The sequence below is a fragment of the Mesomycoplasma neurolyticum genome (genome assembly GCF_900660485.1).
Taxonomy (GTDB): Bacteria; Bacillota_I; Bacilli_A; order Mycoplasmatales; family Metamycoplasmataceae; genus Mesomycoplasma_A; species Mesomycoplasma_A neurolyticum.
In genome coordinates, this window is the sequence record NZ_LR214951.1 from 736,536 (window position 1) to 753,052 (window position 16,517).

General features: G+C 25.0%; 15 protein-coding genes. 7 read left to right on the forward strand and 8 right to left on the reverse strand.

Translation table 4 applies throughout. The features are described from left to right. Position 1: 1 nt before the first annotated feature. The gene (locus EXC65_RS02890; RefSeq protein ID WP_129719992.1) at positions 2–967 is read right to left on the reverse strand and encodes a substrate-specific component FolT of folate ECF transporter; all 966 of its coding nucleotides are present in this window, start codon (positions 965–967) and stop codon (positions 2–4) included. A gap of 143 nt (positions 968–1,110) precedes the next feature. Here EXC65_RS02890 and rpmE point away from each other — a divergent pair, with 143 nt between their 5' ends. From rpmE to EXC65_RS04475, 7 genes are all read left to right on the forward strand, one after another. Next, positions 1,111–1,320, forward strand: coding sequence for a 50S ribosomal protein L31 (gene rpmE / locus EXC65_RS02895; protein WP_129719993.1), 210 nt, complete (start codon positions 1,111–1,113; stop codon positions 1,318–1,320). Positions 1,321–1,476: 156 nt separating this feature from the next. Continuing rightward, positions 1,477–5,496 (forward strand): P68 family surface lipoprotein, encoded by a 4,020-nt coding sequence (locus EXC65_RS02900; RefSeq protein ID WP_129719994.1) that lies wholly within the window; start codon positions 1,477–1,479, stop codon positions 5,494–5,496. A 5-nt stretch (positions 5,497–5,501) separates the two neighbouring features. Further along, on the forward strand, positions 5,502–6,266 hold the full coding sequence (locus EXC65_RS02905) for a thermonuclease family protein (protein ID WP_129719995.1): 765 nt from the start codon (positions 5,502–5,504) through the stop codon (positions 6,264–6,266). 36 nt (positions 6,267–6,302) lie between these two features. Further along, a complete protein-coding gene (locus EXC65_RS02910; protein ID WP_129719996.1) occupies positions 6,303–8,045 on the forward strand; it encodes an ATP-binding cassette domain-containing protein in 1,743 nt (580 codons plus the stop codon). 1 nt (position 8,046) lies between these two features. Continuing rightward, the gene (locus tag EXC65_RS02915) at positions 8,047–9,066 is read left to right on the forward strand and encodes a carbohydrate ABC transporter permease (protein WP_129719997.1); all 1,020 of its coding nucleotides are present in this window, start codon (positions 8,047–8,049) and stop codon (positions 9,064–9,066) included. Next, the gene (locus EXC65_RS02920; RefSeq protein ID WP_129719998.1) at positions 9,026–9,985 is read left to right on the forward strand and encodes a carbohydrate ABC transporter permease; all 960 of its coding nucleotides are present in this window, start codon (positions 9,026–9,028) and stop codon (positions 9,983–9,985) included. The genes EXC65_RS02915 and EXC65_RS02920 overlap by 41 nt, the downstream gene beginning before the upstream one ends. A 2-nt stretch (positions 9,986–9,987) precedes the next feature. Beyond that, the gene (locus tag EXC65_RS04475; protein WP_165001338.1) at positions 9,988–10,149 is read left to right on the forward strand and encodes a hypothetical protein; all 162 of its coding nucleotides are present in this window, start codon (positions 9,988–9,990) and stop codon (positions 10,147–10,149) included. Positions 10,150–10,206: 57 nt separating this feature from the next. Here EXC65_RS04475 and EXC65_RS02925 read toward each other — a convergent pair whose 3' ends face one another. The 7 genes from EXC65_RS02925 to EXC65_RS02955 form a co-directional block, all read right to left on the reverse strand. Beyond that, positions 10,207–10,584 (reverse strand): hypothetical protein, encoded by a 378-nt coding sequence (locus EXC65_RS02925; protein WP_129719999.1) that lies wholly within the window; start codon positions 10,582–10,584, stop codon positions 10,207–10,209. Then, entirely contained in the window at positions 10,585–10,839 is a 255-nt protein-coding gene (locus EXC65_RS02930; RefSeq protein WP_129720000.1) for a hypothetical protein, read from the reverse strand. 287 nt (positions 10,840–11,126) lie between these two features. Then, positions 11,127–11,954, reverse strand: a complete 828-nt coding sequence (locus tag EXC65_RS02935; RefSeq protein WP_129720001.1) for an alpha/beta fold hydrolase — start codon at positions 11,952–11,954, stop codon at positions 11,127–11,129. Next, complete coding sequence (locus EXC65_RS02940; RefSeq protein ID WP_129720002.1) at positions 11,947–12,936, reverse strand: lipoate--protein ligase; 990 nt, start codon at positions 12,934–12,936, stop codon at positions 11,947–11,949. Before EXC65_RS02940 ends, EXC65_RS02935 begins: the two co-directional genes overlap by 8 nt. Positions 12,937–13,038: 102 nt before the next feature. Then, a complete protein-coding gene (locus tag EXC65_RS02945; RefSeq protein ID WP_129720003.1) occupies positions 13,039–14,418 on the reverse strand; it encodes an FAD-dependent oxidoreductase in 1,380 nt (459 codons plus the stop codon). 106 nt (positions 14,419–14,524) lie between these two features. Continuing rightward, a complete protein-coding gene (locus EXC65_RS02950; protein WP_129720004.1) occupies positions 14,525–15,496 on the reverse strand; it encodes a DHH family phosphoesterase in 972 nt (323 codons plus the stop codon). Beyond that, a complete protein-coding gene (locus EXC65_RS02955; RefSeq protein WP_129720005.1) occupies positions 15,483–16,460 on the reverse strand; it encodes a DHH family phosphoesterase in 978 nt (325 codons plus the stop codon). Before EXC65_RS02955 ends, EXC65_RS02950 begins: the two co-directional genes overlap by 14 nt. Between the last annotated feature and the right edge of the window lie 57 nt (positions 16,461–16,517).

A 16,517-nucleotide genomic window follows, 5' to 3' on the forward strand; every position in this document is an offset into this window, starting at 1 on the left:
ATTAATAAACATTTTTTGTTTTGTTTTGAACAATTGGTAGAACAACAAGACTTGTTAAATATATAACAAATAAATTTATCCAAATTTTTATTGGTGAAAGAGTAAAATGACTAACAAGTGCAAGTTCATAACTATCAAACTGTTTAGATTGAACATCACCCATAGAAAGAATTACAGTTGTTAAAGGCTCTAAAATAGCTGAAAAAACTATAATAGGTACCATTGTTGAAAATCTATTTTTTTTCTGGAAAAATTTTAAAAATCTTGCTATTGTAATAAAAACAAGCATACTTGCAGTTCCCGCGAATATAAATGCTAAGAAAATATATTTATTTTTGAAAAATTTAATTTTTTTAGAAATTCCATCAAAAACTTGATTATCACTTTTATAAATTAAAATAAAAATTATAAAAAATAAAACCATTATAATTGTAATACAAATACTAAGATAGAGATTTTTAAGATTTCTTTCAATAACTTCAGGTCCATATTTTTCTTTTTTTATTTTAAGTTTTGATATTTTTTTGTTAATTAAAATAATTTTAGATTCTGGCATTCCAATTTTAGATTCTATTAATTTTTCGATTTTAAAAGATATTTTTTGTTTTTTAATTTTAATTTTTCTCTCTAAAATTTTTTCATTAATTTGATTTTTAATAAAATTTAAAAATAATTTAGCAATCAAACCAGGGATAAACCCTGTTAATGAAAGAGCTATTGTGTAAAAATATGAAAAAGTTGTTGGAGCAAATCAAAAACTTATTAAATCTGCTAAAAAACCTGTTAACAAGCCAATAATTGGTCCAAAAATAAAACCTGTTATTTTAATAGGTAGACCTATTATTGAAAACCTTAGTGATGGCAAAACAGCAATTGGAAAAAGTCTAATACCCAATAGAAGCATTATTGTTGAAATTGATATAAAAACTGCGACAAAAGCAATATTACGACTATTTCATAATTTCATATTTATATATTTTACTCCAAATATGAAAATATATTTTGTTTTTTCATTAAATAAAAAAAATTTGGTATTATTTTAATATATAATTTTTTAAAATTATTAATTAAAAATATGAAATTTTAATGTTTCATGTGAAAGGAGTAAAAATGAGAAAAGATATTCATCCTAAATATCAACAAATTCAAGTTACTTGTTCAACTTGTTCAAGTACTTTTGAATTTGGTTCTACTGTTGAAAAGGCTACTATTGATGTTTGCTCTGGTTGTCATGCATTTTACACTGGAGATAGATCAAAAGCAAGAGCAACCGGAAGAATAGAAAGATTTAACAAAAGAGCAGCTCAAGCTAAAAAATAAATCAAACAACAAAAAACACAAATAAAACAGTTTTTTTGTTGTTTTTTTAAATTTGAAATGTTTATTTTATTATTTTTTTAAAAAAAATATTAAAATTTATATACTAAAATTATAGAAAAAATATTTTATTATTTAAATATTAAAAAAAGGTGTATTATGGTAAAAAAAAATTTTAAAAAGAAAATGATAATAAGTGCTATGGTTTTGGCAGGTACTACTTCAGTAGTTAGTTTAATGTCATGTGGTGGTGTCAAAAAATATGATCAAACTCTTGACAATAAACTTGTTATTGCAAGTACTTTTAGCGCTAGTTCTCCAAGTCATGAAGCATTAGAGTTGATAATTAAAAAATGAAATGCTCATGTTAAAGAAGAAAGAGAAAAAGAAAATGGTGATAAAACCTTAATGGAAATAGAAATCCGTTCAATAGCAGGTGGATACGAGGCATTAGGTAAAGATTTAAATACAAAAATTCAAGCTAAATCTAAAACCAATTTATACAACATTATGTTTAATTATCCAACAGTTGTTGCTAACTTGAATAAATATGATATGAAGCTTAATTTAGCTGGTTCAACTGATGATGAAAAAGCAGTTGGATTATATGATGTAATTCAAAACATGTATAATGAACAATTACTTTCATCTAACAATGCAATAAATGATTTAGATAAAAGTAATGATGAGAAAAAAATGTGATTATTCCCAGCAGCTCCATCAACAGAAATTTTGTCTATTAATGGTTCAGTTTTCGCATATATCTTAGAAACTTCAGTTAAAGATGGTGAAGCTACTATCAAAAAAGAAGACGCTGAATTTTTTAAAAATATTAAAGAAAAAGGTGAAAATGATAGTAGAAGGATCAAAGAAATTTGAGGAAAATATGTTTCTAGTGAAAAAGGACTAAAAGGTCATGAATTTAAAAAATCTGACTTTGAATCATATGAAGGACTTTTCGAACTTTCAAATAAAATTAAAAATAGTTATCCACAAGCTAGTGAAGGTAAGTTTGAAGAAAAAGCTGAAAATGTTTTAGGTCTAGATGCTATGGCAAATACTGTTTATGCCATGATGGCTTCATATGCAAATAAAGATTTATATGACTTATTTTATAACAAAGAAACTAAAAAATTCTATACTGGTCTAAAAGAGGATGCTAAAAATCTTACAAATGAAATAGATAAAGAAGCAAATAAAAACTTTGAAAAAGTATTTAACCAAGTTATTAGTATGTTAAAAGAAGGGACTTTATTTATAAAAACAGGTTCTGATTATTCATCAAATAAATTTAAAAATCATAGAATTTTATTTCAAATAAGTTCTTCAACAGGATACAAACACAATCATGTTGCAAAAGGAACTAAACAATACAAATATACAGTTCATGAAAATAATGAGGATATTGAGTCTTCCTCTGGTGCTGAATTAAAAACTATTATGAAAATCGAAAAACCAACTCAAGCTGGTGTTGATGCAGGAATTATTTTTGTTTTAAGAGGTGATAAATATAACAACTATGTTTATAGCGAAAAATTAACAAAAGAAAAAGGAATTGGAATTTTAGGAAGTTCATATAGTTATTTAATTGGACAAGAATATGAAAAGCAATTAAAAGAATTGTTGAAATATGATTCTAAAAAAGAAGGCGAACAATTTGATTTTTCATTAAGTACAGATTCTGAACTTAATAGTTTTGTTAAAAAATACTTAAATGGCTTTGAAAACAAAGAAGATTCTAAAAAATCTATTGCCAAAAGAGATTGAGCACAAAACAAAATTCTTTTAATAGATAAAAATGACAAGCTTGCATTAATTAGTAATGAATTTATTAATCCTACAAAAGATAAAGAAAAAGAACTTAGAATTGTAGAAGAAACTATATCTGACGAAAAAACACTTCAAGAAAGCGAACTTATTACTTTAAGAGTTCCACTATATGCTGCAAAAGGTGATGTAAATAAAGAAGAAATTAAAAAAACATTCACTTTACAAGGGCCAAGTGTTTTTGCAATGCACTCAAATAAAGAGGAAAATCTTGCTACATTAAAATTCTTAAAATGATTCTTAACCGAAGAAATTGATTGAGAAGCAGAAAAAGATAAATATAGCGAAGACAGTAAAAAAGAAACTAAAAAAGATAAAAAAGATAAAAAAGAAGATGGTAAAGATTATCCAAACGATTATAGATACTTTGTTGAAAAAGAAGATTTTTCAATGAGATTTTCAAGCAAATCAGATGCTAACACACAAAAATTCTATTTTAATAATGCATCTAAAACATTGAAAAAAGATGTTGAATATACAATTGTCTTTACAAAAATAGATGATAATTCAAAAACTAGAACAGCTAGTGCCAAAAACAAAGAAGTTTCTGGTCAAGGTTATGGATTTGAATTTGAATTTAAAGATGATAACAAACTTGAAGATGGAAAATACAAAATTACTTCATTCAAAGAAAAAGGTAATGACACAGAATTATTAAATACATTAGATCCTAAAGCAAAAGAGGAAATTATTGCTAATTTTTCAGAAGCAAAAAAAGAAGATTTTGGAACTGAAATTAGGCTTTCTTCTAGATCTACTAAAGATGAACAAACTTTATATGTTCAAAATGTAAAAGATTTAGAAATAAACAAAGAATATGTTATTACTGTTAAAAATAAAGCTGATAGTACAAAAACTAAAAGCGCTACAGCAAAATATGAAGTAAGTAAGGATGAAAAGAAAAAAGGAAATAAAGCAGATTTCAAATTCAAAGATAAAGACAAGCTTGAAGATGGAAAATATGAAATTATTTCATTAAAATTAAAAGATTCTGAAGAAAATTTATTAGACAGCAAGATTTATTTAAGTAGTAAATTTACAAACTTTAAATTTAGTGAAAAAAACTTTGAACCAAAAGAGCCAACAAAAGATAAAACATACCTTTATGCAAATGGATTTAAAGAGTATGAAAATGAAACTGAAGAATTTGAATTAACTCTTGAAAAAGATAATGTAACTAAAACATCTAAATCTAAATTTAAAGAATCTGGAAAAAATAAATTTAAATCTTTAGGATTTGAATTTAAAGGTGAAAATGCTTTAACAAATGGTGAATGAAAAGTTAAAACATTTAAAAAAGGCACAGAAGACATAACCAGCACTTTAAGTGAAACCGCAAAAACTTTTGATATTAGTATTAAAATAGAAGAAGAAAAATCATATGATCCAAGTGTATCTTTTAACCGTACAAAAACAGATAAAGATAAACAAACAATATATGTTAATAATATTGTTGGTCTAATCAAAGACAAAGAATATACTTTTACTTTAACAGATAAAGCAGATAAAACAAAAACCAAAACTGCAAGTGGTAAAAACAGTTTTGTTAATAATAAAATTGGATATGGTATAACTTTAGAATTCAAAGATGCTAACAAACTTGAAGATGCAAGATATGAAATTACATCAATAACTGAAAAAGGTAAAAAAGAAAACTTATTAGGAAAATCAGTTAAATTGAGTGATGATCTTAAAAACATTAAATTTAGTGCAAAAGGTTTCAACCCAAACAATGCAACAAAAAATTCAGTTGATATTTATGCAAATGGATTTAAAGAGTATGAAGATGCAACTGAAGAATTTGAATTAACTCTTGAAAAAGATAATGAAACAAAAACAGCGAAAGCTAAATATAATAAAAAGACTTTAAAATTTGTCTTCGAAGGTAAAAATGCTTTAACAAATGGTGAATGAAGAGTTAAAACATTTAAAAAAGGTACAGAAGATGTTACAAATACATTAACAAAAGACATTGAAAAATCTATTGATATTAAGATTAAAGAGAAAGAAGTTGTTAAAAAAACAGCTCTAAATTACTTTATTGAAAAATCAGGATACATTGCATTACAAAAAAATAAAGAGTTAAAAGGAACTACTCCTTTTGCTAATGAAGGAGCTAAATTATTCCAAGATGCTCTTGATAAAAGTAATGAGTATAGATGAAACTCTGATCCAACAGAAGTTCGTGCTGATACATTTAGAAAAAGTATTGATTCAAGCTATGCTAATTTAAGAAATAGAATGGATACTGCTATCCAAGAAAAAAATACAAGCGATATTGAAAAAGAATCTAAATTTAGTGAATTTATCAAGAAACTAAAAATTGCATTAGGGGCATCATTTAAAAAATAAAAATTATGAAAAAAATTTATATTCCTTTAATTGTTAGTTTACCAATAACAACAATTGCATTTGTTTCATGCCAAAGTTATAAGAGTATTCCTGAGACTAAATTTGATATTGAAAAAATTAAAGGTATAAGCGCAATTAAAGCTACTATTTCTAAATGAACTGATGGTGATACTGCGGAAATAGAATTTAGTGAAAATAAAAATTTTGCAAGTCCTGGCCTTAAGAAAAACATAAGAATTGAATTTATAGATACACCTGAAATGGGTATAAAGTCAGATGGTAATTATAAAAAAACAGAGGGTATTGAAAGAGAATGAGCTGAAAAAGTAACCGAATATGCAAAAGAGATTCTGCCTAAGGGCAAAGAATTGCTTTATGTTTTTTCTGGTACAAAACCTATTGGAAGTTATAATAGAATAGTGGGTTCATTTTATTATAAAGATGATAGTGGAAAGTGAATTAATTATTCAACTGAAATAATAGCTGCTGGTTTATCTATCCCAACATACGACACAGAAAGCTTTGGAGATGACTCAAAGATTGGTTTTTATGAAGCTCCAAAAGCTTGAAAAGCTTTTAATGAAGCATGAAAAAATCAAAGAGGTTTTTATAAAGGTATAAAATACCTTGATTATGAATCATTGCTAAAAAAACTAGAAAGTATTTATGGAAAACATGGCGCAGCTGGCATTGAGTTTATGAGAGATGAATTTTATAACAAATATATGTATGTTTATAATAGCTTAAAATCTGATAAAACAGATGAATAAAATAAAAACAAATAACAATAGTGAAAAGAGAAATTCATGAATATTGATAATGAAAATAAAAATAAAGAAATAATCAAAAAAATAAAAGATTCAGCAGATGAAAGATTTAGAACTAAAAATTTAATCAACGCAATCGAAGTTAAAGATTTAGTTGTTGATTTTGGTGAAACTATTGCAATTAATAATGTTAATTTTGAAGTGAAAAAGGGTGAATTAGTTACATTACTTGGACCAAGTGGATGTGGGAAAACAACAATTTTAAATTCAATTGCAGGGTTATTAACACCAACTAGTGGGCAAATTATTTTTGAAGGAATTGATGTTACAAAAGTAGCACCTAAAGATCGTAAAATTGGTCTTGTGTTTCAAAATTATGCTTTATACCCTCATTTAAATTCTTATGATAATATCGCTTTTCCTTTAACAAATGACAAAACATGAAAAATTAGCGTTCAAGAAAAATCATTGATAAGTTTTCATAAAGCAAAATCTTTAGTTTATAGTGTAAATGGTGCTAGTAAAGATGAATTAGATGAATATGATAATTTACTATACAATTATTTAGATGTCTATAAACAACTAGAAATTGAAATAAATAATATTAACTCTAATTTATATAAACTTTTAAATTATTTAAAAGCACAATTGGAACTTTTACCTTTGCACAAACAAGCTGCATTCAAAAAAGAGAGTAATAAAGTTATTCAATCTCTTAAAAAAGCTACTTCACAAAAAGAAAAAACAGATACTCGTTTGGAATACAAAAAAAACTATAACAAAATTAAAAACAAATTTAAAAAACAAAAAGAGTTTTTAAAAGAACAAATAGTCATTGAGAAAAATAGAATTAAAAATTCTAGAGAATTAGCAGATTTGAAAGAAAAGAAAAAAAGTTTAAAAACACTACATAAATTTACAAAAAAAGAATATTATGCATATGATAAAAAACTAAAATCTAAATATAACCTTAAACTTTCAAAACTTTCAGAAGAACAATTATCTAAATACAATGAATTAATAGCTAATAATAAAAGCGTTTCAAAATCTATTGAAGAAAGAGTTTTAGAAGTTTCTTCTAAAGTTGAAATTTCAAAACAACTTAACAAAAAACCAAGCAAACTTTCTGGTGGGCAACAACAAAGAGTTGCTATTGCTAGAGGAATTGTTAGAGAACCTAAAATTTTATTAATGGATGAACCATTAAGTAATCTAGATGCTAAACTCAGAGTTCAAACTCGTGAATGAATTAAGCGTTTTCAAAAAGCATTAGGAACTACAACTATTTTTGTTACACACGACCAAGAAGAAGCTATGTCAATTTCTGATAAAATTATTTGCATGTCTAATGGAATTATACAGCAAATCGGTACTCCTAGTGACCTTTATAACAAACCTACAAATGAATTTGTAGCTAAATTCTTAGGTGTGCCTGAAATGTCAATATTTGATGCTGAGATTAAAAATAATCAAGTTTTTGCTACAAATGGTATCCTCATTAAAACACTTCAAAAACCTTTAAATTCAAATAAAATTCGTTATGGAATTCGTTCTGAACACATTGTTGAAGATGACAATGGAAAATTTGAGGGCAAAATTATTAATGTTGAATTTTTAGGAAAAGAAATTTTTGCTAAATTAAAAGTCGAAAACATCGGTGTATTTAATGCTTTTTTAAGAAAAAGAGAAAATTATTTTGAAAACGACATTATTAGATTTAATCTTGTAAGTAAAAAAATACATTTTTTTGATGTAGATACAAAGGAAAGAATAGATATTTAAAATGAATTTATCTGAAAAAATTTATATTTATTGATTAAACAAAAAAAATAAAACTAAATCACATAATTTAGGCATTTTACATAAAAAATCTTTTTTCTTAATTCCTTTTAGTTTATTAATACCTTCTTTATTTATTATTTTATTATTTACAATTTTTCCTTTTATTTATTCAATAATAAAATCTTTTAGTTATAACTCAGATATTAATGATGCAAGTTCTATCCAAGTTGGTTTTGAAGCATATAAATTAGTTGCTAGCGACCCTATATTTCAAATAAGTGTTCGTAATTCATTAATTTATGCAATATTAGCACTTCCTTTATCATTAACTTTTTCCATTTTAATTTCATCAGTAATTGCAAGTTTACATAAAAAATGAGTAAAAGGATTTTGACAAACTGTTTTTTTCTTACCTTATGTAACTAATGCCGTTGCTATTTCTCTGGCTTTTGTTTATCTTTTTGATCATGAAGTAGGGATTATAAACAATATTTTTGGTATTAAAACAAAATGATTGGCTAGTGGAGAAATGGATTCATATAAACCAATTACCATTATTTTAAGTTATGGTATTTGAAAAAATTTAGCTTTTCAAGTTTTAATTATTACAACTGCAATGTTAGCTGTTGATAAAACCTTGTATAAAGCTGCTACAATTGATGGAGCAAGCAAATTAAAACAATTTTTTAGAATTACTTTACCATCTATTAATAAAACAATTAACTTTTTAATTACAGTAGGAATTTTAGGCGGAATTAAAGTTTTCCCACTTGCGATTTTTGAAAACCAAGTAACTAAAGCAGAGGGTAATGGTGGTATGACAATTATGTTATATATTTACAAAGTTGTTCAAAGTGGAAATTATGACTTCGCAGGTGCTGCAACAGTTATGTTATTCTCTCTTGGGGTTGTTTTCTCAACTGTTTTAAAAAATACATTTAAATTAATTATTTATGTCTCAAATAAGTTAGGAGAAAGAAATGTTCTGAATAAAATTAAAAATTCAAAATTTGTTTTCTAACTATATAGCAAAGAGAAAAACAGAAAAAATACTTGAAGAAGTTAAAGATACATCTAAAGTAAATATATTTTTATCTTTACTTTTTAAAGCATTGGTTTTAATTACTTTTGGTTTTATTATTTTTGTACCATTTTATATAATGGTAATAATAGCTGTTGCACCTGATAGCCAAGCTAATGATGTTTTACCTATTGTTTATCCAAAAAGTGTTAATGTCGATAGTTTTAATAGGGCTTTAAGCGATGATTATTGACCTGCTTTAGGTTGAACTACATTAATTACATTTGTTTCAGTTATTGTTAAAATATTTTTCTCTGCAACTTTTGGTTATGCTTTTTCATTAAAAAAATGAAGATTTAAAAAACTTTCATGAATATTCTTTTTATCTATATTAATACTTCCTGAAGTTGCATTATTAATTGGACAATATAGAACTATTATTATTTTAGAGTGAGAAAGAGAACCTGTTTGATTAGCGCTTGCTTTAATGATGCCTTTTGCTGCTTCTGTTTTTTCTGGTTATATGTTTAGAAACGCTTTTGAAGCAATACCAGATAGAATTAAAGAAGCATCAATGGTTGATGGTTGTTCAGGGATTAAATACTTTTTCAAAATAGCTCTTCCAATGATTACACCAACCATTTGAACTGTAGGTATTTTAACAGCTTTTGCTGCTTGAAATTCATTCTTATGACCATTATTATTATTATTAGGTAAAGACTCACCAATTAAATTAATTAATATTTATTTATTAGATGTCGGAATAAATCCTGATCACGATTCACCAATCGGTACATTTAAAAATGTTAAAATGGCTGGTGCTATTCTTGCTATATTACCAATGTTTATTGCTTACTTTTTATTTAGAAAAAGAATTTTAAATGCTATTTCAAGACAAGGTTCTACAATTAAGGGGTAAAAATGAACAAAAGAAATTTAACAAAAATTAAAAAAATATCTAGTAGTACAATTAAAAATATTTTAATTTTAATTGTTGTTATTATAGGTTTAATTTTAACTATTTTATCCTTATATGGAATAGGTGTTGTTTTAAAAACGATATTTATAGGTGAATTTTTATAATAAAAAAACCGGGGTTATCTTTTAATTCCCTGGTTTTTTTATTATTGTTTTTTTTATTTATTGAATAAGTGGATTTTCAACTACATTAATACCTGAATTAATTAAAATTAGTTCATTTTTTCAAAATCAATATGTTTTTTTTGTTTTAAGAAATTCTTGAGAAATAATTTGTTTTGTTTTTAATTCTCTCAAACACATAATCAAAGGCAAAATTTTAAAAAATATAAAAAATACAAAAATTAAGAATTCAATTATCAAAATTGTAATGAAAATAATTAAATGTACATTATATCTAGGTGTGCGAGTTATAAATGCAAGTCAGATTATTATAAACATTATAGCCGTAAATAAAAATAAAGTAACACGTGGTGCAAAAAAATACATTGTTTTAATTTTAAATTCATTATATTTTAAATTTTTATTAGTTTTTTCCATTTATTTAGTACCCCCTATATCTATAAAAATATCTATCATCTTCATCATCTTGAATATTAGTATAATAATCTTGTGATTTATGTTTTGCTTGAAAATAATTTTTTTCGCTTCATCAAAACTGAATTTTTGAAGTTGTTGTAAGGATTGAACATATTCTTTTTTTATTTGTTTTTGTTTTTCTTTAGAAAGAGCATCTAAATAAACAAGAACATTGTTTTCAAATGTTTTATAATTTTGTGTTTCAAGATTTTGCAAAGCTAACAGATTAAATGATATTGTTCTTACATTGTTTAAACTTAAAAATATATTTACTCATTTTTTATAACAATGTTTTGTAACAAACTTTTTTATAAAATAATATTTTTTTTGTATTAAAAAATAAAATAATTTATTTAAAATAATTTAACACACTTTAATTATACTTTTATATCAAAAAATAAATAGAATAAAATAAAAAAATAAACAAAAATAAATTTTTTGCTTATTTTTAGGTGTTTTCTTAATTTTTAAACATTTAATTGTAATTGTTAATTGTTTAAAAATTAGTGGTTATTTTTTTGAACTAAAAAATTAATTTTATTATTTATATCAATTGGTTTTTCAAAAAATAATGCGTGACCACAATTAGAGATAATTGTTAAATTTTTATTTTGGGCTTTTGCTATTTCAAAAATGGATGAAGCTGTTACAAACATATCATTCATACCTATAATAAATTCATAATTTTGATTTTTATTATAAAGGTTAAAGATTTCTTTTTTTAAATATTCTTTATTAGTGATTTGCTTAGTGACAATATCACTAAAAATTGCTTTTTTGCTTTTAGTAAGAGCTAAAAAAACATCAGATATTTTTTTAAGATTATCTTTATATTTATTAACATTTGAATAAACTAAATTATCTTGACTTTCAAATGCTTGCTCAAAATTTTCAGGCAATAATCATTGTTTAATTTTAGTTGTTATGCCTTTTAAATTATCTTTTAAATATAAGGGATTTAATAACTGATAATTTATTGGGGCTGCTAATAATGCATATTTTGCTAAATTGTTGTTAAGTAAATATAAAGCCATTGCCCCACCCAAAGAATGACCTATAACTAATTCAATCTCAAAACCTAAAATTTTGACAAATTCTGCTGCAATTTGTTGATATCTTTCTATAGTTATTGTTTCATTGTTAGTACTTTTACCACAACCTGGGAAGTCCAAACTAACAACATCGTAATTTCTATTTTTTAAATTATAAACTTGAGTTGCAAAACTATATGAAGAATTAAAACCATGTAAAAATAAAACTTTAGGTTTTCCTGTATCTTCATAAACATAATAAACATCTTCGTTTAATATTTTTAAAGTGCTTTTATTCACTTTCTTCTCCGAACATTATTCTAATTATTTCTTCAATTTTTATATTACCAAAATAATCTTCTAAATTTTCTATTTGATTCAAAAGATTTGTTAGTACTTCTTTGTTGTATTCAACATTAACAAATCTTTTTCTAATTTCATTTAGATTTTTTTTACTTAAAAAATCTCCTTCAAATAAAATTTCACTAATTTTATTTTTTATGATATTTGCACTTATTTGTAAAATTCCACCATCAGTTTTTGCTTCATTAAAAAAACTAAATTCTGGATTTTTACCATATAATCATTCATCAGAAATTCTAATTTTTTTAAACTCTTCAGCTTTTGTTAAATATTTTTCTGGTATATCACTAATTTCTGCATTGTATTTTAATTTAAAAAAAGTAAGCATTTTTGTGAAAAATTCTTCAAATGATATTTTGTTGTGCATTTCATTTAAAAGATTGGTGACTCTTTGTCTTGCACTTTCAATTCCTTTTGATTTCATTTTTAATTTACTTGGATTTAAAACTTTGGACAATTTAGTTAAATCTGCATTAAACAAAATTGTCCCATGATGTACAATTTTGTTTTTGTGCATAAATTGTGCATTCCCTGAAAATTTAGCATCATTTACAACTAAATCATTTCTACCTTTAAATTTAGCATCTAAATTTAAAGATTTTAAAAATTCTAAAATTGGACTTAAAAATTTTTCATAACTGCTATTATCTTTTTTAGTAATAAAAGAAAAATTTAAATTTCCTAAGTCATGATAAACAGCTCCACCACCTGAAAGACGACGATATAATTCGATGTTCTCATTTTTTAAAACATCTAGTTTAACTTCTTTATGTACATTTTGATTTTGTCCAATAATTACAGCATTATCATGCTGATAAAAAAAGATAATATCATCTTGTAATTCTTCATCTTTAGCTATTGCCTCTTCTATAGTTAAATTAAAAAAAGGTGAATATTTTTTACTTACAAAAATTTTCATATTAACTCCTTTATTAATAAAATAGTTATTAAAAAAATACAAGAATTTATTTACGCTTGTATTTTTTGTGATGAACTAGTTTGTACTTACTAGAAATACACATTATTTTTTGTGATAATTTAAGTTTAAAGAATTTAAAATGGTTTGAATTATAAAGTTAAATGGTTTATTGAAGTGTGGTAAGAAATAAAAGTCCATTAATGCAATTTGTGGTAAAGTTAAATTTTGTTGAATAGCTAATGAAAGTGCATACATTACTTCTGTATGATTAGCTGCTCTACCTTTTGAACCAATTTGAGCACCTAATAATCTTAATGTTGTTTTATCATATGTGATTTTGAATCATACAGGATAGTGATGTTTCATAAACTCAGGTCTATCATTGTCTTCAAAATACTCAACAGCAAAATTATCTTTAATTCCTTCAACTCTAGATGCTGAAACTTCTGTTAAACCAGTTGATGAATAATTGTAATCAAAAACATTAATTGCATTTGTCCCTGAGTATCCTGGGAATGGTAATTCATCGCTTCCTGATAAATGGAATGCTGCTACAATACCTGTTTTAACTGCATTTGTTGCTAAAGCAATGTTTGCATATTCTTTAGTTGAACTATGAATCATAGATGCTGAATCACCAATTACATATATATCTTGATCACTTAATGATCTTTGGAATTGATCAACTTTAATTGCTCCATTTGGTAATTTGTCTACACCTTGGATTAAATCTGTATTTGGTCTAAATCCGATTGCTAAAATTACTAAATCAGCATTATAAGCATCTTTATCTGTTACAACACCAGAAACTTTAACACCATCATTTGTTAAGAATTTTTCAACTTTTTCTCCGAGTCTAACTCTAATTCCGTGACTTGCCATTGAGTTTTCAACTTTTGATGTAAATTCACTATCAAAATAATTAGGAATAATTCTATCTTGCATATCAACAAGAGTTACTCTTTTTCCATATTTGTGGAATGCTTCAACAAGTTCAATACCAATGTATCCCGCTCCAATAATAACAACATCTTTTATTGTTGGGTCTACTGCTTTAGCTTTAATTTCTTTTGCATGGGCGAAAATTTTAGAAATTAAGATGTTTTCTAAATTAACATTTTCAAATGGTGGAACAATTGGTCATGTCCCTCCAGCATAAACTAATTTGTCATAGTAATCTTTGAACTCTTCACCTGTTTCTAAATTTCTAACAACAACATATTTTTCACTTCTGTTAACTTGGATAACATCATGTGAAATTTTCATGTCAATTCCTAATGATTTCAATTCTTCGATGCTTGAATAAAATAAACCATCAGGATTTTCAAATTCTCCTCCTACTCATAAAGCAATACCACAACCTAAAAATGAGATATCAGTATTTCTATCGTATGCAACAACTTCATGTTCAGGTGCAACTTTTTTTAATGTTCTTAAAAAAGATGTACCAGCATGATTTGCACCTATTGATATAATTTTCATGTTTTCTCCTTATTAATTTAATTATATTTTTAATTATAAATCATAATTTATATTTTAAATTATATAACTTTTTACTTTTTATTTGTTAAAAATGTTTATATTTAAGCTATTTATTTTTTAGCTTTCAAGCATTTACAACTTCTTGACAGTCTTTAACTATTAATTCAATTTTTTTCTTGCTATTAATTATAGCGCCTGAAGCGTTGGCATGCCCACCACCACCTCATTTTACAGCAACATCTCTTACAATTGGCCCATTAGATCTGGATTCAACTCTTCATTTGTTTTTTTCTTCTTGAACAAATGATAATCAAATGTTGAAATTTTCAATATTTGCTAATAAATTTGGTCTTGTTGCTTGATTAGGTGTTTTATCAAATTCTTTTTGTTTTTTTAAATCTAAAACATAATAAACAACATTATCAAGACTTTTAAAATTTGATTGAATATATGCATTGAACCTAATATCATTCAAAGAACTTCTGGTTATGTTAGAGTGTATTTTATTTACATCTGCTTTTGTTTTTCATAATTTAGATGTTAACAAAAGTGTTCTGTGGCTTGTATTATTAAATAAAAATCTTCCTGAATCTGTATAAATTCCTAAATAAATGTATTCAGCTGCTTTGGGTGTAACTTTTCATTTGTTTCGAAAAGCTAAATGAGCAATTTGCTCACAGCAAGCGACATAACTTGAATCAACTCACAAAGATTTAGCATTAAGATCATCATCATTTGGGTGGTGATCTATTCTTATTACTGTTTTAAATTTGTTTTCATCTAAAAGATATCTATTTTCAATTCTATCTTTGAAATTAGCATCCACAATGATAGCTAATGCATTTTTTAAGAAATCATCATTTGGTATTTTGTCATGCTCTATATCTAAAAAAGTAAATAAGTTTTGTTTGTCTCCAATAGCTAATACTTTTTTATCAGGAAAATTATTTTGTATTAGTTCCTTTAGTCCAAATTGAGCCCCTAAACAATCACCATCAGGTCTAATATGGTGAAAAATAACAATATTATTATGATTTAATATTTCTTCTGTAACTTGTTGGATGCTACCTTTTTTCATTTATATATTCCTCCGCTAATTTTGCTGCTTTTTCCACTATTTCATCAATTATTTCAGGATCTTTAATCATAGCTCCTGAAGCTTGATCATGCCCGCCACCATTGTATTGTCTACCAATTATATTAACCTTAGGACCATTAGATCTTAACCTAACTCTAATAAAACTATCTGCTTGATCAATAAAGAAAATTCATATTCTTGAATCACCAACATTTGATAGTATATTTACTTGTGAAGCTTCTTCATATTTTAAGTTATATTTTTCTTGTATTTCTCTAGTTACATAGTAATAATTTACTTTTCCTTTAGTTTTAAAGTTAAGTAAAACTTCACCATTGAATTTAGCTAAATTTAATGATTTTTGTGCTAAATTTAAATGAATTCTATCTAAATTTAAGTTATTTTTTAATAGATGAGAAACTACACTAAAAGTTCTAGCAGAAGTATTAGCAAACAAAAATCTCCCTGAATCTGTGTTAATTCCTAAATAAATATATTCAGCAGCTTCTGGAGTAATTTTTCATTTTGCTTTCATCGCTAAATAACCAATCATTTCAGCAGCAGCTACATATGATGAATCTACTCAGTTAATATCATAATTAATGTCAGCTAAATTAGGATGATGATCAATTCTTGCCATTTTTGTTATTTTTTTAGAATGAATTAATTCAACTTTTTCCAATCTATCAGCACTAGAAGCATCCACTACAATTCCTAAAGAATTTTTAAAAAATTTACTATCAATTGTTTTTTCATCATCGTGATTAAAATTTAAAAAATTTAAAATATTTTTTGAATCACCAATAAAAAAAACATTTTTTTTAGGAAAATTTTTCTGAATTAATTTACCTAATCCAAATTGCGAACCTAAACAATCACCATCAGGTCTAATATGATGAAAAATAAAAATATTTTCCATTTCTTCGATTGCATTAACAATATTTTTTCATGTACCTTTTTTCATATTACCTCTTTAATCTATGTATTTTTGAATTTAGTTTATAGTAAAAAATTTAAAATA